The sequence below is a fragment of the Methylobacterium sp. DB0501 genome (assembly GCF_011043735.1).
Classification (GTDB): domain Bacteria; phylum Pseudomonadota; class Alphaproteobacteria; order Rhizobiales; family Beijerinckiaceae; genus Methylobacterium; species Methylobacterium alsaeris.
On the sequence record NZ_JAAKGV010000001.1, the window covers coordinates 731,983 to 747,351 of the forward strand.

Below are 15,369 nucleotides of genomic sequence, written 5' to 3' on the forward strand. Positions count from 1 at the left end.
GCAGCGGAGAGGGAGGGGCGGCGCCGTCGCGCGTCGCGGTCGGGGGCCGTCCGGGCCATGGTGGCGCCTTTACTTGGTCGAGGGCAAGAGCAGATCCGGCAGCCACAGGGCGATGCCGGGGGCGACGCAGAGGACGAGGATCGCGACCGCCATCAGGATCACGAAGGGGAGGGTGCCCCAGATGATGTCGGAGAGCGGGATGTCCGGGGCGATGTTCTTGATGACGAAGATGTTGAGGCCGACCGGAGGGTGGATCAGCCCCATCTCCATGGTGATCGTCATGACGACGCCGAACCAGACCAGGTCGAACCCGGCATCCTTCAGCGGCGGCAGGATGATCGGCGCGGTCATCAGGATGATCGAGACCGGCGGCAGGAAGAAGCCGAGGCCCACGACCAGCAGCAGGATGGTGAGGAGCAGCAGCCACGGCGAGAGGTGCATCTCCACGATCGCGGCGGCGGCCGCCTGCGAGATGTGGAGGTAGCTCATCACGTAGGCGTAGAGCAGCGACATGCCGATGATCAGCATCAGCATGGTGGATTCGCGAAGCGTCGCGGTCAGGATCGGGCTCACGTCCTTCCCCCGCCACACGCCGTAGATCGCCGCGATCAGCGCCAGCGCCAGCAGGCCGCCGAGGCCGGCGGTCTCGGAGGGCGTGGCGTAGCCGCCGTAGAGCGCCACCATCACGCCGGTGAGCAGGACCACGAAGGGCAGCACCCGCGGCAGGGTCGAGAAGCGCTCCGCCATCGAGTAGCGGTCTTCCGCCAGGATCGGGTGCGCCGGCCCGCCGGCGACGGCGGCGGCGCGCGCCATGGCGAATTCGCGCCGGAAGCGCCAGGCGGCGTAACCGGCGAAGAGCAGGACCAGCAGCAGCCCCGGGCCGATGCCGGCGAGGAAGAGCCGCCCGAGCGACTGCTCGGCCGCCACCGCGTAGAGGATCATGGTGATCGAGGGCGGCAGGAGGATGCCGAGCGTCCCGCCCGCCGCGATGATGCCGGCGGCGAAACCGCCCGAGTAGCCGCGCCGGCGCATCTCCGGGATGCCGGCCGAGCCGATCGCCGAGCAGGTCGCCGGGCTCGATCCCGCCATCGCGGCAAACAGCGCGCAGGCGAAGACGTTGGCGATGCCGAGACCCCCCGGGATCTTGTGCATCCAGGCATGCATCGCCGAGTAGAGGTCCTGGCCCGCCTTCGACCGGCCGATCGCCGCGCCCTTCAGGATGAAAAGCGGGATCGACAGCAGCGTGATCGAGGCCATCTCCTCGTAGACGTTCTGCGCCACGGTATCGAGGGAGGCGCCGGGCATGAAGGCCAGCATGAAGACCAGCGCCACCGCGCCGAGCGCGAAGGCGATCGGGATGCCGGCGAGCATGGCGCTCAAGGTAGCGCCCGCATAGAGCGTGCCGATGATCGCGGTGCTCATCGGGCGGGTCCTCCTGGAGGGGCGTTCAGATCGGCCCCGAGACCGATCTTTTGATCGGCGAAGCCGGCGGCCTCCGGGCCGCGGGCGATCGCCTCGGCGATCTGGAGCAGGAATTGCAGGGCCAGCAGCGTCATGCCGATCGCCATCAGCGAGTAGGGAATCCAGAGTGGCGGGCCCCAGGTCGATTGCGAGATCTGGCCGTCGACCCAGGCCTCGTGCAGGAGCGTCCAGCTCTTCCAGGCGAAGAACGCCACGAAGCCGAAGCTGACCACGTCGGCAACGATCAGGCGGATGCGGTTCGCCCGCGGCGACAGCAGCCCGGTCAGCGCCTCGATGGCGACGTGGCCGCGACGGGCCTGGACGCCCGCCGCCGACAGGAAGGTGGCGCCGACGATGAGGAACACCGCCGTCTCGTCCTGCCACTCGGTCGGGACCTTCAGGATGTAGCGGATGACGACGCTGTAGCTCAGCACCAGGCAGGCGGCGACGAGGGCGATGCCGCCCATGAGCAGGATCAGCCGGTTGAGGCCGCCCATCGCGGCCTCGATCGCCGCGAGCGGCCCGGGCAGGCGGGTGCGCGCGCCGGCGCGCTCCGGTTCCGCGGCGGCGGAGGCCGCGTCGAAGGCGTGGCTCACGCGACCGCCTCCGCGAGCTTCAGCATCTCGGCGCAGGACGAGGACTTGGCCGCGTAGTCCTTCCAGGCGGAGTCGCGGGCGATGTCGCGCCAGCGGCCCAGGGTCGCCTCGTCGAGGGTCTCGACCTTCGCGCCGGCCTTGCCGAAGATCTGCTCGACCCGGGTGTCGTCGGCTTGCGCGCCCTCCTGGCCGAAGGATTCGAGCTCGGCCCCGACGGTCATGATCAGGTCGCGCTGGTCCTTGGTCAGGCCGTCGAAGACGCCCTTCGACATCATGATCGGCTCGAGCATGAACCAGTACGAGCGGCCGCGGCCCGAGGTGAGGGACTTCGCCAGCTCCTCGAGCCGGAACGAGATCAGGCTGGTCGAGGAGGTGATGACCGCGTCGCAGGCGCCGGTCTGCATCGCGGCGTAGGATTCGTTCGAGGGCAGGCTGAGCGTCGCGGCGCCGGCGGCCTTCATCATCAGGTCCATCTCGCGCGAGCCGCCGCGGACCTTCAGGCCCTTGGCATCCTCCGGCCGCACCAGCGGCCGCTCGCGGCTGGCCACGCCCCCGGCCTGCCAGACCCAGGAGACCAGCACGATGTTCTTCGACAGCAGGATCTCGGTGAGCTTGCGGCCGACGGGGGCCGACTTCCAGGCCATGGCCTGCGGGTAGGACGTCACCAGCGCGGGCATCAGCCCGATATTGGTCTCCGGCACCTCGCCGCCGGCGTAGGGCAGCGGGTAGAGGCTCATGTCGAGGGCCCCTTTCCGCATCGCGCTGAACTGGGCGTTGGTCTTCATCAGCGACGAGCCGGGATAGACCTGGACCTCGATCGCCCCCTTCGAGCGCTCCTTCACGGCGGCCGCGAACTTGCGGCACATCCGGTCGCGAAAATCGCCCTCGTCGATGGTGCCGCCCGGGAACTGGTGCGAGAGCTTCAGGGTCGTGGCGGCCTGCGCGGCGCGCCCGAGGCCGATCAGCGCGGGGGCCGCCAGGCCGGCGGCCAAAAGGGAACGACGGCTCAAGCGGGAGCGGCGGGGGAAGGCCATGGCGTTTCCTCTGGATGGAGCGCGGCTCGTGGTCCGCGCCTCTCGAAGGCGACGCAAGGTCAGGTTGCTGCCCCTCCGCCTCATACACTCAGAAGACGCCGATCTTGTATATTTTGTCAATCCGCGTGCATACTCACCGATGGTGGATGCCGGTATCCGCCGATCGTCACGCCTCCGGCCAGTCACGCTTCGAGAGTCACGCGTCATGAGCCATGCCCAGCGGCTGCGGCGGACGATCGAGGACGAGATCGTGGACGGGATCCTGCGGCCCGGCGACCGGCTCGACGAGGTCCAGCTCGCCTCCCGGTTCGGGGTCTCTCGCACGCCGATCCGCGAGGCGCTGCTGCAACTCGCCGTCACCGGCCTGATCGAGGTCAAGCCGCGCCGCGGCGCCGTGGTGAGCACGCCCGAGGCCGGTCGGCTGCTAGAGATGTTCGAGACCATGGCGGAGCTGGAGGCAGCCTGCGGGCGCCTCGCCGCACGGCGCCTGACGGACGAGCACCAGCGCGACCTCGTCGCGGCCCTCGATGCCTGCCGGGCGGCCGCCGCGACGGGCGACACCGAGGTCTACTACGCCGAGAACGCGGTCTTCCACGCGGTGATCTACCGGGCCTCGCGCAACGGGTTCCTGTGCGAGCAGGCGGTGAGCCTGAGCCGGCGCTTGGCGCCGTTCCGGCGCATCCAGCTGCGCGGCCGCAACCGACTGCGCCAGTCCCTCGCCGAGCACGAGGGCGCGGTCGAGGCGATCCTGGCCGGGGACGAGGCGCTGGCCGGCGAGCGCCTGCGCGCCCACGTGCTGGTCCAGGGCGACCGGTTCTCGGAGCTGATCCGCAGCCTGCCGGGCGGCAGCGCGGCGGCCTGACCTTCAGGTCAACCCCTTGACCCTACGGCGCTTTCTTTGAAGCGGAACGACCCCCGGGACGCCACGTTGTGATCCCGAGCGCCTACGCTTGCGGGCGCCCGCCGCGATCCTCCTGCTTCCGGTGCCGTGATGCCGCCCGAACCCCGCTCCGGTCTCGCCTCGTCCGGCGTGACCTCGACCCTGTGGACCGTCTTCCTCGGCCTCGCCCTGGTGCGCCTCGTCACCGCGCGCCGGCCCGACGGCGTGCAGGACGCTGCGCCCGACCCGACCCGGCATCTCGGCGGCGGCGCCAAGTCGTATTCCGGGCGTCCGGCCCAATGGGTGGCCGACACGGAGGAAGATCGCGGGCGCAAGGCCGAGACGCCGACCGAGATCTCCGCCAAGGGCTGGAAGGACATCCTCTACCGCGTCTACCTCGAATTCCAGAAGGACCGGGTGCTGTCGGTGGCGGCGGGCGTCACGTTCTACACCCTGCTCGCCCTCTTCCCGGCGGTGGCGGCCCTCGTCTCGCTCTACGGGCTGTTCACCGACCCGAGCACGATCAACGACCACCTCTCGCTGCTCCAGGGCGTGCTGCCCAACGGCGCGCTGGAGATCATCGGCGACCAGGTCAAGCGCATCACCGCCAAGGGCGGCACCACGCTCGGCATCACCTTCTTCACCAGCCTCGCGATCTCGTTGTGGAGCGCCAATGCCGGCATGAAGGCGATGTTCGACGCGCTCAACATCGTCTACGAGGAGGAGGAGAAGCGCAGCTTCCTCCAGCTCAACCTGCGCTCGCTCACCTTCACCTTCGGCGCGCTGGCCTTCGTCATCGTGGCCCTCGGCTGCATCGTGGTGCTGCCGGTGGCGCTGAACTTCTTGGGCTATTTCGGCATCCGGATCAGCCCGACGGCCTGGTACATCGCGCTCCTGCGCTGGCCGGCCCTGCTCGCCGTACTGCTCTTCGCACTCGCGCTCCTCTACCGCTACGGCCCGAGCCGCGACCTGCCGCGCTGGCGCTGGGTCACGCCCGGCAGCCTCGCCGCCGGGGTGGTGTGGCTCGTCGCCTCGATCGGCTTCTCCTGGTACGTCGCGCATTTCGGCAGCTACAACGAGACCTACGGCTCGCTTGGCGCCGCGATCGGCTTCATGACCTGGATCTGGATCTCGTCGACGATCGTGCTGCTCGGCGGCGAGATCAACGCCGAACTCGAGCATCAGACCGCCCGCGACACCACCACCGGGCCGGAGGAGCCGATGGGCGCCCGCCGGGCCAGGATGGCCGACACGGTCGGGGCGCCGGCCTGAAGCGTTACCGCGCCGCACCATCTCGCGGGATGGGGTGCGCACCACCATCTTGAGGCCTCGACGGTTACGGACGTGACGAGGAGAGACCGCGATGGCCGTGAACGAGATCGGCATCGCCGAGGCCCGCACCGAGGCGGAGTGGCGCCGGGCCCTGACGCCCGAGCAGTACCGCATCCTGCGGGAGCACGGCACCGAGCGGGCCGGCACCAGCCCGCTCAACCACGAGAAGCGCGCCGGCACCTTCGTCTGCGCCGGCTGCGGGCAGCCGCTGTTCGCCTCCGGCACCAAGTTCGAATCCGGCACCGGCTGGCCGAGCTTCTATGCCCCGCTCGACGGTGCGGTGGAGACCCAGACCGATCGCTCGTTCTTCATGACCCGCACCGAGGTGCATTGCGCCCGCTGCCACGGCCATCTCGGCCACGTGTTCGACGACGGGCCGGCGCCGACCGGGCTGCGGTACTGCATGAATGGCGGGGCGATGGCGTTCGAGCCGGAGGGGTGAGGCGGCACAGGCGGCCCCGACCGTCGTCGGCGCCCTCTACCCTCCACGCCGTGGCCCTCCACGACATCGCGGGGCTCGCGTCGCGGCCCCGTGATGTCCGTGGAGGGCGTGGGCGGCCCAACCGGGCGCTCGAAGGCCCGCCCTACGTCCAGTAGAGCACCCGCGCCGCCGGCAGCTTCTCCGCCAGCTCCCGCGTCAGGCACGCCTTCATCTCCCGCATCAGCTCGGCCGGAAACACGTATTTCACCGAACCGAACTTGGTGAGCTTGCGGCTGCGCTCCTCCTCCCGCATCGGCAGGTCCGAGCCCGGGTACCAGCCCGCCAGCACCTCCTTCGAGCCGGGGGTGAAGCGGTGGGTGATGAGTTCCGCGGTGAGATCGAGGTCGCGGACGCCGTCGAGCGCCGCGGCGGCGTCGGCGAACAGGGAGGCGTAGGCCTCGCGCCACTCCGGCACGGGCAGGATCGGCGCCACCGTGAGCCCGACCGGGTAGCCGGCCCGCGCCACCGCGCCCATCGCGCCGAGCCGGTCGCGCAACGGGGCGGTGCCGCCTTCGTAGCGAGTGGCCGAGGCGGCGTTGACCGAGAAGCGCAGCCGCGTGCGGCGTCCGTGGTCCAATCCGAGCAGCGGCTCGATCGCGGCGAACTTGGTGGTCGCGCGCAACGAGACCGGGGCGCTCCAGGCGCCGAAATGCCGGATCGCCGCCGAGAGCGAGCCGGTCAGGTGCTCGATGCCGAGGGGATCGGTGTAGCACGAGGCCTCGAAGGTGGTGCCCTCCTGCGCCCGGTCGGCGCTCGCCGAGGTGACGCTGCCCTGCCCGGCATAGGCTGCGAGATTCGCGAGAATTTCGGGCAGGTTGGCGTAGACCCGCGTCACCGGCGGCCCCGAAAGCGAGCCGGCGAGATAGCAATACTGGCAATGGGCCGGGCAACCCTCGGCGAGGTCGACGCGCCAGTCGGCGCTCGGCGGGATCGGCTGCAGCTTGAGCTTGGTCGGCGGCGCCACCACCACCGCGAGGGTGTTCTTGGCCTCGATATAGGCCCGGCGCGGGTCGGGATGGCGCAGGCCGACGAGGCGGTTGCCGGGCAGTTCCTCGACGGGAAGGCCGAGACCGGCGGTCCGCGCGGCGATCGCCCGTCCATGGGGGTGGTCGCGCGCCGCCGCGGTGATGACCACCCGGCGCGGGCGCCAGAGGCGGGCGGTGCGGGCGGGGGCGGGATCGTGGACGGTCATGCCCGGCGAACGCACGGGACCCTGCTCCGGGTCCCGCCCGCGGCGTTGGTGAGCTGGCCCCGGTCCCTAAGCCCCGATGCCGGGCTTCGTCAGTGCCGGGCCTGCGGCCGCACCGTGTAGGTGCCGCCACGGATCCGCTCGGGGAAGCCCTCGGCGTAGCGGGCGGTGGCCTCCTCGCCGTAGGTGTGAACGAGTTCCTGGAAGGCCGCGAACAGGGCGGCCTGGGCCATGCAATCGCCGTCGAGCCCGTCCAGGCAACCTTCCGCGAAGGCCTCCGAGACGTAGCTCAGGGCGGCGCGCTTCGCCTCCTGGTCGGAATCGAGCGCGGGGTCGTGGGTTTCGAAGTCGGTCATCGACAGCCTTGGAGATCGGGTCTCTGGGGGAGAACGGCGGTCTCGAATCCGCAGCGGCCTCAGGTGATGACCGGATTCATAGGATCTCCGCCGGCCCCGGGCCAGCAAGGAATTGCGAAGAGGTTAACGCCGCCGCGAGAATGCCTCACGCCTCGACGCTGGCGCCACAGCTGTGGCGCGCCCGCAACAGGCGGCCTCAGCCGCCGAACCGGTTCGCCAGGGCGGCGGACAGGCGCTCGCCTTCCGCGATGTAGCGGGTGGCGGCCTCGACCGCCGACGGCGTGCAGACCCGGTAGGTGACGGCGTAGCCGCCATAGCCGCGGTTATAGGCCCCGGCGAGCCGGTCGCGCCGGCCCGGGCTGGTGCCCTCGGCGTCGAGCAGGGCCTTCATCCGCGCCGGCCATTCCGGCGCGTCCGGCGTGCCGCACAATTCGCGCAGGAAGCTCAGCGAACCGATGATCTCCGACAGGCGCAGGAGGTCGCGGTCGTAGGGGGCGGGCGCGTCGGCCGGCGCAGGCGCCGCCGGGGCCTCCTTCTCCGGCGGCTTGGCGGCGGGCTTCGGCCGGGTCTGCGCCAGGGCGGGCAGGGCCGCGAGCAGGCAGGCCGCCAGCAGGACGGCGCACCTCACGACGCGTTCCCCATCACGGCCGGCTCTCCCATGACGTCCGGCTCTTGCATGACGGCCAGCGCCTGGGCGATCACGTCGTGCAGCCCCCGGGTGGTCGGCAGCTCGCGCGCCTCCGCCGGGGTCACCCAGCGCAGGTCGAGGGCTTCCGGCCCGGTGGCCGGCTCGCCGGAGAGCCACCGGGCGGCATGGGGGTGGATCACGAAATGGTGCAGCACCGCGCCGTCCGCGTCGCGCTCGATCACCTCCAGCGGGCTCAACGCCGCGACCGCCTCGGCCACCACCCCGACCTCCTCGTGCAACTCGCGCAGGGCCGCCTCGGCCAGGGTCTCGCCCGCCTCCACCTGACCGCCGGGCAGGGTGTAGACCCCGCGCATCGGCGCCTGGCCGCGGGCGGCGAGCAGGACGCGCCCGTCCCGCACCACCGCCGCGGAGGCGGCGATGAACGGCCGCACGGGATAGCGGCGGCGCCAGGCGAGCTCCCAGGCGGGTTCCCGAGCCGGTTCCTCGGCCTCGCTGCTCACGGCCGCGCATCCCCGTCCTGCACCGTCGCCAGGCGCCCGTCCGCCAGCGCCACGATGACGGGCGCGTTGCGCCCGGAGCCCAGGACCGCGAGCCCGGCGCCGATCGGAGCCGGCAGGGCCGCCCGCGCCCGCTCCGCGAGGTCCTTCAGCGAGACGTAGGCGAGGGCGGCCCGATCCCGGGTCGCCAAGACGATCTCACCGTCGCCGAGGTCGGCACCGGGGGCGGAAAAGCCCTTGCCGTCCTGGCTCCTGCCGCCCTGCGCCTGCCGGGCGGGCTTGGGCCCGGCGAGGCTCCAATGCTCGATCCGGCCCTCCTCGCCCCGCACCAGCACCGCGCCGGGCCCGGGCAGGTCGGCGGCGAGGCGTACGGCGCCGGGCTCGGGCGGCGTCTCCGCCGTCACCCGCCAGGCTCCGTCCCGGCGCCCGATCACCGCGAGGCCCGCGCCCTCCGGGTGCTCGCTCACCGTGAGCAGGGCGAGGGCGCCGTCGATCTCGACCGGACGCAGCGTGTCGGCGGCGAAGACCGCGCCCGCGCCCGGCGGCACCGTCGCGGTCGCCACCGGCACGGGCTTCGGATCGGCGCTCATCGTGACCTTCTGGCGCTCGCGGATCGTCACGCCGGCGGCGGCGGGGTGCCCGTCCGGGCTTCGGCTCGGGCCCGACAGGTAGGCGCTGACCGGGCCGGACAGCACCCGTCGCGAGCCCGGCACCGCGCCCTTCGGCGCCTCGGCGGCGGTCAGGCCCTCGACCGCGTCGAGGGAGAGGGGGACGACCGTGACCCGGTCGCCGGTGAGAGAGAGGACGGCCGCGCCGGTCTCGCCCCAGGCGACGGCGAGCGGGCCGGCCTTGCGCGGCAGCTGCGGCAGCCCGGCGGTCGCGACCGCCAGGGCCGCCTCGCTGCGCGCGTCGCGCAGCTGCGTCACCCGGAACGGCAGGTCGAGGAGGGTGACCCGCGGCTCGGCGGCGGCGGGCGAGGCGAGAAGCAGGACGGCGAGGGCGAGCGCCGCCCGCTCAGACATGCTGGCCGCCGTTGATGTGCAATTCGGCGCCGTTCACGTAGGACGAGGCCTCGGTGCACAGGAAGTAGATCGCCTTGGCGACCTCGTCCGGGGTGCCGAGGCGGCGCTGCGGGATCTGTGCCACCAGCTTGTCGGTCCCGGGCGACAGGATCGAGGTGTCGATCTCGCCCGGCGAGATCGCGTTCACCCGCACGCCGAGCGGCCCGAAATCCGAGGCCATCTCGCGGGTGAGGCCCGCGAGCGCCGCCTTCGAGGTGGCGTAGGCCGCTCCCGCGAAGGGGTGGACGCGCGAGCCGGCGATCGACGTCACGTTGACGATCGAGCCGCGAGCCCGGGTCAACTCGTCGCGCAGGCCGCGGGCGAGCAGGATCGGCGCGAAGAAATTGACCTGGAACACCCGCTGCCAGTCGGAGAACGGAGTGTCGATGGCTCCCAGCCGCGCGCCGCCGGCCCCCTTCGGCGAGATGCCGGCATTGTTGACGAGGGCGTGCAGCAGCCCGCCCTCGGCCTCGAGCCGCCCGGCCACCTCCTGGACGGCGCGGATCGTGTCGTCCGGGTCGGCGAGGTCGACCTGCAGGTGGTCCTCCGGCCCCATCTCCCACGGGCAGTTCTCCGGGAAGGGGTGGCGTGAGCAGGTGATGACGCGCCAGCCCGCCGCCGAGAAGCGCTTGACGGTGGCGTGGCCGATCCCCCGGCTCGCGCCGGTGAGCAGCATCACGCGGCGGCGTTCGTTCGACGGTTGGGCCACGGCCGTTCCTCGGGATGTCCGGTGCGGGGCGCCGCCGTCTCGGGGGGCGCGGATAAGCCTCAGGGTAGAGCCCGGCGGCCCGGAAATCCAGGGCTCGCCGCGCCGCAGCAATGCGTCCGCGCGGCTCCCGTGACGGACCTTGCCGTCATGGATAGAGGCGCTGGCCCTCCCAGCCGCCGCCCCGGCGGGTGAAGCGCACCCGGTCGTGCAGGCGGTAGGCGCCGTCGTGCCAGAACTCCATCGAGGTCGGCGCGATGCGATAGCCGGTCCAGTGGGGCGGCCGCGGCACGGTCTCGCCGGGAAAGCGGGCGCCGACCTCCTCCACCGCCCGGATCAGCGTCTCGCGGCTGTCGAGGGGTTGCGATTGCCGGCTGGCCCAGGCGCCGAGGCGGCTGTCGCGGGCGCGGCTCGCGAAATAGGCGTCGGCCTCGGCGTCGTCGACCTTCGTCACCGGGCCGCGGGCCCGCACCTGGCGGCGCAGGCTCTTCCAGTGCAGCACGATCGCCGCCCGCGGGTTGTCGGCGAGCTCCAGCCCCTTCATCGACAAGGTGTTGGTATAGAACACGAATCCGCGCTCGTCGACGTCCTTGAGGAGCACGATGCGCACGTCCGGCAGCCCGTCGGCGTCGCAGGTCGCGAGCGCCATGGCGTTCGGATCCTCCGGCTCCGCGGCCTCTGCCTCGGCAAACCATTGCCGGAACAGCGCCCAGGGATCCGGGTTCTGCGTGAAATCATCCTTCGTTAACCCGTCCACGGCATCGTCCTTACCCAAGTGGCTTCTCGCCAATGTGACAACCGGAACCGGGGGCGGGCCGGCGTCGCATCCTCATGCGTCGCGACGGGCCGCCCGGTCGTGAGAACAGGTGTAATGCGTCGCGGTGCGTGTAAAGTCGGTACGGTGACGCTCAGCCTCGCCCTCGCGGCGAGCGCGCTGGTGAGCGTCCTGGCGATCGGCGGCTGCAGCCAGCCGCTCATCATGTTCACGCCGCAGGTGGATGCGGCCCCGCCGGAGCCCGAGAGCACCGGCAGCATCGAGCCCGCGGCCCCGAAGAGCTTCGGCTCCGACCTGTCCGGCGAGGATTGGCGCCGGGCCAAGGCGGCGCTCGGGGTCGCCCTCGATCCCCAGGGCAACGGCCAGCCGGTGAAGTGGGACAACCCGGATTCCGGCATGCGCGGCATGGTCAACCCGACCGGGTTGCCCTTCGTGAGGAACGACGAGATCTGCCGCGGCTTCCTTGCCTCGGTGATCGGCCCGTCGGGCAACCGCTTCGTGCGCGGCACCGGCTGCCGTCCGTCCGGCGGCGCCTGGGAGTTGAAGAGCCTGAAGGCGTCGTCGAAGCCGGGGTAGGGGAGCCCTCGAGACGATCCGGTCGCGCCCGTTCCGTGACCGGATCGCCCAGCGTGGCGCGCATGAAGGAAGTGACGTAACCTGGATTCTTCCCGCTCCGCCTGCGTTGCAATCCGGCAACACGGTCGCCAGATAGAGCTCATCCTGTTTTCACGAGGCGGTGTCGTCCCGAGAGCCGATCGCTCCGGAGCCGCGCCGCCCGAATCGCCATCGGATCGCCATGCGCAACCCCTATGACGTTCTCGGCGTGAGCCGTTCGGCCGACGAGGCGGAGATCAAGAAGGCTTTCCGCAAGCTCGCCAAGGCCTACCACCCCGATCGCAACAAGAACGACGCCAAGGCGCAGGACCGCTTCGCCGAGGTCAACCAGGCCTACGAGATCCTGGGCGACGCCAAGAAGCGCGAGCAGTTCGACCGCGGCGCCATCGACGGCGAGGGCAAGCCCCGGTTCGCGGGCGGCTTCGAGGGCTTCGGCGGCGGGCGCGGCGGTGGCGGCAACTTCGACTTCGAATCGATGGCCCGCGGCCGGGCCGGGGCCGGCGCAGGGGCCGGCGGCTTTGGCGAGGACATCTTCTCGCACCTGTTCGGCGAGGCGTTCCGCTCCGCCGGCGGGGCCGGCCGCGCGGCGCCGCCCCAGAAGGGCGAGGACGTCGCCGCGGAGCTGACGGTCACCCTCGACCAGATCGCCGGCGAGGCGAAGCTGCGCCTCAACCTGCCGAGCGGCCGCGAGGTCGACGTGGTGGTGCCCAAGGGCGTGGTCGACGGGCAGGTGATCCGCCTGCGCGGCCTCGGCTATCCGGGCGCCCACGGTGCCGACCCGGGCGACGCGCTGCTCACCATCCGGGTCGCGCCCGATTCGCGCTTCCAGGTCGAGGGTGCGGACCTGCGCACCTCCGCCGAGGTGCCGCTGGAGGACGCCGTGCTCGGCGGCCCGATCCGGATCCAGACCCTGACCGGCGCGGTCGAGATGAAGATCCCCCCGATGACGAGTTCGGGCCGGGTCTTCCGCCTGCGCGGCAAGGGCCTGCCGAGGAAGGACGGCACCCGGGGCGACCTGCTGGCCACCATCGCCGTCACCCTGCCGGCCGCCGCCGACGAGGACCTCACCGAGTTCGCCCGCAAGCGCCGCGCCGCCGCTGCGACGAGCTGACGGTTTCGGACGTGTGAGTCTTTACCGGAGCCGGCACACTTCCGTCGTCCGCGGGCGTCGGTTAAGGAAACCGCTGGGGAGCCATGCACGGCCGGGTCCGATCGGCCGCCGCGGGTCCCCGTGGCGGCTGTTCTTTGGGTGACACATGGCTGACTCGAACCGGGCACAGGTACAGGATGACGGGCAGCCCCGCACCGGGCTTCTCGCCGGCAAGCGCGGCCTCGTGCTCGGCGTCGCCAACAACCGCTCGATCGCCTGGGGCATCGCCCGCAGCGCCCGACAGCATGGCGCCGAGCTGGCCTTCACCTATCAGGGCGAGGCCCTCAGGAAGCGCGTCGAGCCCCTGGCCCGCGAGCTCGACGCGGCGGTCGTCGGCCATTGCGACGTCACCGACCCGGCCTCGATCGATGCCGTCTTCGAGGCCACCGGCCGGCATTTTCCCGACGGGATCGACTTCGTCATCCACTGCATCGCCTTCTCGGACAAGGACGAGCTGACCGGCCGCTACATCGAGACCAGCGAGGCGAACTTCTCCAAGTCGCTGCTGATCTCCTGCTACTCGTTCACCGCGGTTGCCCAGCGCGCCGAGAAGCTGATGCGCAACGGCGGCTCGCTCCTCACGCTGACCTATTACGGCGCCGAGAAGTGGATGCCGCACTACAACGTCATGGGCGTCGCCAAGGCGGCCCTCGAGGCGTCGGTGCGCTACCTCGCGGCCGATCTCGGTCCCCAGAAGATCCGCGTCAACGCGATCTCGGCCGGCCCGATCAAGACGCTGGCCGCCTCCGGCATCGGCGATTTCCGCTACATCCTGAAGTGGAACGAGTACAACGCCCCCTTGCGGCGCACGGTGACGATCGACGAGGTCGGCGAGACCGCCGCCTACCTGATCTCCGACATGTCCCGCGGCATGACCGGCGAGATCCTGCACGTCGATGCCGGCTACCACGTCGTCGGCATGAAGAATCCCGAGGCGCCCGACCTCAGCCTCGACAAGGATTGAGCCTGCCGGGAAGGCCGGCAAAGGGGCCTGATTGACGGGCAGGGGCTGGACCGGCGGGTCCTTCGGCCCAATGTGGGCTTCGCAGCGCAACGCGGAGCCCACGATGTCCACCCTCAAGATCGCCATGCTCACCGCCGGCGGCCTCGCGCCCTGCCTGTCGGCGGCGGTCGGCGGGCTGATCGCCCGCTACACCGACCTCGCGCCCGACGCCGAGATCATCGGCTACCGCAGCGGCTACAAGGGCCTGCTGCTCGGCGACCATCTCACCGTCACCCCGGAGGTGCGGGCCCGCGCCGACGTGCTCCTGCGCCATGGCGGCTCGCCGCTCGGCAACAGCCGGATCAAGCTCACCAACGTCAAGGATTGCGTCAAGCGCGGCCTGGTGAAGGAGGGGCAGGACCCGCTCAAGGTGGCGGCCGACCGGCTCGCCAGCGACCGGGTGACGGTGCTGCACACGATCGGCGGCGACGACACCAACACCACGGCGGCCGACCTCGCGGCCTATCTCGAGGCCAACGGCTATCACCTGACGGTGGTCGGGCTGCCGAAGACCATCGACAACGACGTGGTGCCGATCCGCCAGACCCTGGGCGCCTGGACCGCCGCGGAGCAGGGCGCGATCTTCGCCGAGAACATCGTCAACGAGCAGAGCGCCAACCCGCGCATGCTGGTCGTCCACGAGATCATGGGCCGCAAATGCGGCTGGCTCACCGCGGCCACGGCCAAGGCCTATCGCGAGCGGCTCGACCGCACGGCCTTCCTGCCGGAATTCGGGCTGGACCGGACCCACAAGGATGTCGACGCGGTCTACCTGCCGGAGATGCCCCTCGACATCGAGCGGGAGGCCGCGCGGCTCAAGCTGCGGCTCGACGCCAAGGATTGCGTCACGGTTTTCCTGAGCGAGGGCGCCGGCCTCGACGAGATCGTGGCCGAGATCGAAGGCCGCGGCGAGGTGCTGGGCCGCGATCCGTTCGGGCACGTCAAGATCGACACGATCAATGTCGGCAAGTGGTTCGCGGACCGCTTCGCGCCGATGATCGGGGCCGAGAAGACCCTGGTCCTGAAATCGGGCCATTTCGCCCGCTCGGCCGCGCCGAACCCGCACGACCTGCGGCTGATCCAGGGCATGGTCGACCTCGCGGTCGAGTGCGGCCTGAACGGCGTCTCCGGAGTGATCGGGCACGACGAGGAGCGGGACGGTCGCCTGCGGGCGATCGAGTTCCCGCGCATTCGCGGGGGCAAGGCCTTCGACCCGACGACGCCGTGGTTCACGGCCCTGCTCGACGGAATCGGCCAGGACCGGGGCTGACCCGGGCCAGGGGACGGGGCCGGGCGCAGGCGCCGGGCCCCGGTCTTACTTGAGGTGTTATCCTAAGAGCCCGTCGCATCGAGCGGCGGGGCGTCGTCGAGGCCGGCGGCCGGCGGCCGGCGGACGAAGGGCAGGACGTTGCCGCCGGCTTCGACGGGCGTTCCGTCGACCCTTATCCGCCGATGTTGCGGTCCGAACACCATCCAGCGGACCACCTTGCCGTCGCTGTGCCGTGCACGGTGCCGCTCGGCCCACCTCCGGGCCCATCGGGGTACGCCGTAGATGGTCATGGGGCTTCCCTCCCTGTTCGCCCA

General features: G+C 71.4%; 18 protein-coding genes. 7 read left to right on the forward strand and 11 right to left on the reverse strand.

Features of this window, described 5'->3' with window-relative positions:
• Positions 1 to 69: 69 nt before the first annotated feature.
• From G4G93_RS03430 to dctP, 3 genes are read right to left on the reverse strand one after another with little or no spacing between them, the layout of a single operon-like run.
• Positions 70 to 1,422, reverse strand: coding sequence for a TRAP transporter large permease (locus tag G4G93_RS03430; RefSeq protein WP_165081160.1), 1,353 nt, complete (start codon positions 1,420 to 1,422; stop codon positions 70 to 72).
• Positions 1,419 to 2,057 (reverse strand): TRAP transporter small permease, encoded by a 639-nt coding sequence (locus G4G93_RS03435; RefSeq protein ID WP_165081162.1) that lies wholly within the window; start codon positions 2,055 to 2,057, stop codon positions 1,419 to 1,421. Before G4G93_RS03435 ends, G4G93_RS03430 begins: the two co-directional genes overlap by 4 nt.
• A complete protein-coding gene (dctP, locus tag G4G93_RS03440; protein WP_165081164.1) occupies positions 2,054 to 3,091 on the reverse strand; it encodes a TRAP transporter substrate-binding protein DctP in 1,038 nt (345 codons plus the stop codon). The genes G4G93_RS03435 and dctP overlap by 4 nt, the downstream gene beginning before the upstream one ends.
• A gap of 205 nt (positions 3,092 to 3,296) precedes the next feature.
• Here dctP and G4G93_RS03445 point away from each other — a divergent pair, with 205 nt between their 5' ends.
• From G4G93_RS03445 to msrB, 3 genes are all read left to right on the forward strand, one after another.
• Complete coding sequence (locus G4G93_RS03445; RefSeq protein WP_165081166.1) at positions 3,297 to 3,953, forward strand: GntR family transcriptional regulator; 657 nt, start codon at positions 3,297 to 3,299, stop codon at positions 3,951 to 3,953.
• A gap of 129 nt (positions 3,954 to 4,082) precedes the next feature.
• Positions 4,083 to 5,243: a YihY/virulence factor BrkB family protein gene (locus tag G4G93_RS03450; RefSeq protein WP_165081168.1), complete on the forward strand. Its 1,161-nt coding sequence runs from the start codon at positions 4,083 to 4,085 to the stop codon at positions 5,241 to 5,243.
• A gap of 91 nt (positions 5,244 to 5,334) precedes the next feature.
• Positions 5,335 to 5,745, forward strand: coding sequence for a peptide-methionine (R)-S-oxide reductase MsrB (msrB, locus tag G4G93_RS03455; protein WP_165081170.1), 411 nt, complete (start codon positions 5,335 to 5,337; stop codon positions 5,743 to 5,745).
• A gap of 142 nt (positions 5,746 to 5,887) precedes the next feature.
• Here msrB and G4G93_RS03460 read toward each other — a convergent pair whose 3' ends face one another.
• From G4G93_RS03460 to pdxH, 7 genes are all read right to left on the reverse strand, one after another.
• On the reverse strand, positions 5,888 to 6,976 hold the full coding sequence (locus G4G93_RS03460) for an SPL family radical SAM protein (protein ID WP_165081360.1): 1,089 nt from the start codon (positions 6,974 to 6,976) through the stop codon (positions 5,888 to 5,890).
• An 89-nt stretch (positions 6,977 to 7,065) separates the two neighbouring features.
• Positions 7,066 to 7,329, reverse strand: coding sequence for a hypothetical protein (locus tag G4G93_RS03465; RefSeq protein WP_165081173.1), 264 nt, complete (start codon positions 7,327 to 7,329; stop codon positions 7,066 to 7,068).
• Positions 7,330 to 7,525: 196 nt separating this feature from the next.
• Positions 7,526 to 7,957 (reverse strand): TIGR02301 family protein, encoded by a 432-nt coding sequence (locus tag G4G93_RS03470; protein WP_165081175.1) that lies wholly within the window; start codon positions 7,955 to 7,957, stop codon positions 7,526 to 7,528.
• Positions 7,954 to 8,478, reverse strand: a complete 525-nt coding sequence (locus tag G4G93_RS03475) for an NUDIX hydrolase (protein WP_165081177.1) — start codon at positions 8,476 to 8,478, stop codon at positions 7,954 to 7,956. Before G4G93_RS03475 ends, G4G93_RS03470 begins: the two co-directional genes overlap by 4 nt.
• A complete protein-coding gene (locus tag G4G93_RS03480) occupies positions 8,475 to 9,497 on the reverse strand; it encodes a hypothetical protein (RefSeq protein WP_165081178.1) in 1,023 nt (340 codons plus the stop codon). Before G4G93_RS03480 ends, G4G93_RS03475 begins: the two co-directional genes overlap by 4 nt.
• A complete protein-coding gene (locus G4G93_RS03485) occupies positions 9,490 to 10,212 on the reverse strand; it encodes an SDR family NAD(P)-dependent oxidoreductase (protein WP_165081362.1) in 723 nt (240 codons plus the stop codon). The genes G4G93_RS03480 and G4G93_RS03485 overlap by 8 nt, the downstream gene beginning before the upstream one ends.
• A 178-nt stretch (positions 10,213 to 10,390) precedes the next feature.
• Positions 10,391 to 11,032: a pyridoxamine 5'-phosphate oxidase gene (pdxH, locus tag G4G93_RS03490; RefSeq protein WP_206289440.1), complete on the reverse strand. Its 642-nt coding sequence runs from the start codon at positions 11,030 to 11,032 to the stop codon at positions 10,391 to 10,393.
• A 111-nt stretch (positions 11,033 to 11,143) separates the two neighbouring features.
• Here pdxH and G4G93_RS03495 point away from each other — a divergent pair, with 111 nt between their 5' ends.
• From G4G93_RS03495 to G4G93_RS03510, 4 genes are all read left to right on the forward strand, one after another.
• The gene (locus G4G93_RS03495) at positions 11,144 to 11,593 is read left to right on the forward strand and encodes an RT0821/Lpp0805 family surface protein (protein ID WP_409513818.1); all 450 of its coding nucleotides are present in this window, start codon (positions 11,144 to 11,146) and stop codon (positions 11,591 to 11,593) included.
• Positions 11,594 to 11,813: 220 nt separating this feature from the next.
• On the forward strand, positions 11,814 to 12,743 hold the full coding sequence (locus tag G4G93_RS03500; RefSeq protein WP_165081181.1) for a DnaJ C-terminal domain-containing protein: 930 nt from the start codon (positions 11,814 to 11,816) through the stop codon (positions 12,741 to 12,743).
• A 145-nt stretch (positions 12,744 to 12,888) separates the two neighbouring features.
• Complete coding sequence (gene fabI, locus G4G93_RS03505) at positions 12,889 to 13,746, forward strand: enoyl-ACP reductase FabI (protein WP_165081182.1); 858 nt, start codon at positions 12,889 to 12,891, stop codon at positions 13,744 to 13,746.
• Between the two features lie 103 nt (positions 13,747 to 13,849).
• Positions 13,850 to 15,055, forward strand: coding sequence for a pyrophosphate--fructose-6-phosphate 1-phosphotransferase (locus G4G93_RS03510; RefSeq protein WP_165081183.1), 1,206 nt, complete (start codon positions 13,850 to 13,852; stop codon positions 15,053 to 15,055).
• A gap of 62 nt (positions 15,056 to 15,117) precedes the next feature.
• On the opposite strand, the gene G4G93_RS03515 is transcribed toward G4G93_RS03510, so the two are convergent.
• The gene (locus G4G93_RS03515; RefSeq protein WP_165081184.1) at positions 15,118 to 15,345 is read right to left on the reverse strand and encodes a hypothetical protein; all 228 of its coding nucleotides are present in this window, start codon (positions 15,343 to 15,345) and stop codon (positions 15,118 to 15,120) included.
• Between the last annotated feature and the right edge of the window lie 24 nt (positions 15,346 to 15,369).

Excerpts from the sequence above, each read along its gene's own strand:
- G4G93_RS03480 (WP_165081178.1), bottom strand. The coding sequence starts at position 9,497 with ATGTCTGAGCGGGCGGCGCTCGCCCTCGCCGTCCTGCTTCTCGCCTCG.
- dctP (WP_165081164.1), bottom strand. The coding sequence starts at position 3,091 with ATGGCCTTCCCCCGCCGCTCCCGCTTGAGCCGTCGTTCCCTTTTGGCC.
- fabI (WP_165081182.1), top strand. The coding sequence starts at position 12,889 with ATGGCTGACTCGAACCGGGCACAGGTACAGGATGACGGGCAGCCCCGC.
- G4G93_RS03510 (WP_165081183.1), top strand. The coding sequence starts at position 13,850 with ATGTCCACCCTCAAGATCGCCATGCTCACCGCCGGCGGCCTCGCGCCC.
- G4G93_RS03500 (WP_165081181.1), top strand. The coding sequence starts at position 11,814 with ATGCGCAACCCCTATGACGTTCTCGGCGTGAGCCGTTCGGCCGACGAG.
- msrB (WP_165081170.1), top strand. The coding sequence starts at position 5,335 with ATGGCCGTGAACGAGATCGGCATCGCCGAGGCCCGCACCGAGGCGGAG.
- G4G93_RS03460 (WP_165081360.1), bottom strand. The coding sequence starts at position 6,976 with ATGACCGTCCACGATCCCGCCCCCGCCCGCACCGCCCGCCTCTGGCGC.
- G4G93_RS03430 (WP_165081160.1), bottom strand. The coding sequence starts at position 1,422 with ATGAGCACCGCGATCATCGGCACGCTCTATGCGGGCGCTACCTTGAGC.
- G4G93_RS03465 (WP_165081173.1), bottom strand. The coding sequence starts at position 7,329 with ATGACCGACTTCGAAACCCACGACCCCGCGCTCGATTCCGACCAGGAG.
- G4G93_RS03450 (WP_165081168.1), top strand. The coding sequence starts at position 4,083 with ATGCCGCCCGAACCCCGCTCCGGTCTCGCCTCGTCCGGCGTGACCTCG.
- G4G93_RS03485 (WP_165081362.1), bottom strand. The coding sequence starts at position 10,212 with ATGCTGCTCACCGGCGCGAGCCGGGGGATCGGCCACGCCACCGTCAAG.
- G4G93_RS03515 (WP_165081184.1), bottom strand. The coding sequence starts at position 15,345 with ATGACCATCTACGGCGTACCCCGATGGGCCCGGAGGTGGGCCGAGCGG.
- G4G93_RS03445 (WP_165081166.1), top strand. The coding sequence starts at position 3,297 with ATGAGCCATGCCCAGCGGCTGCGGCGGACGATCGAGGACGAGATCGTG.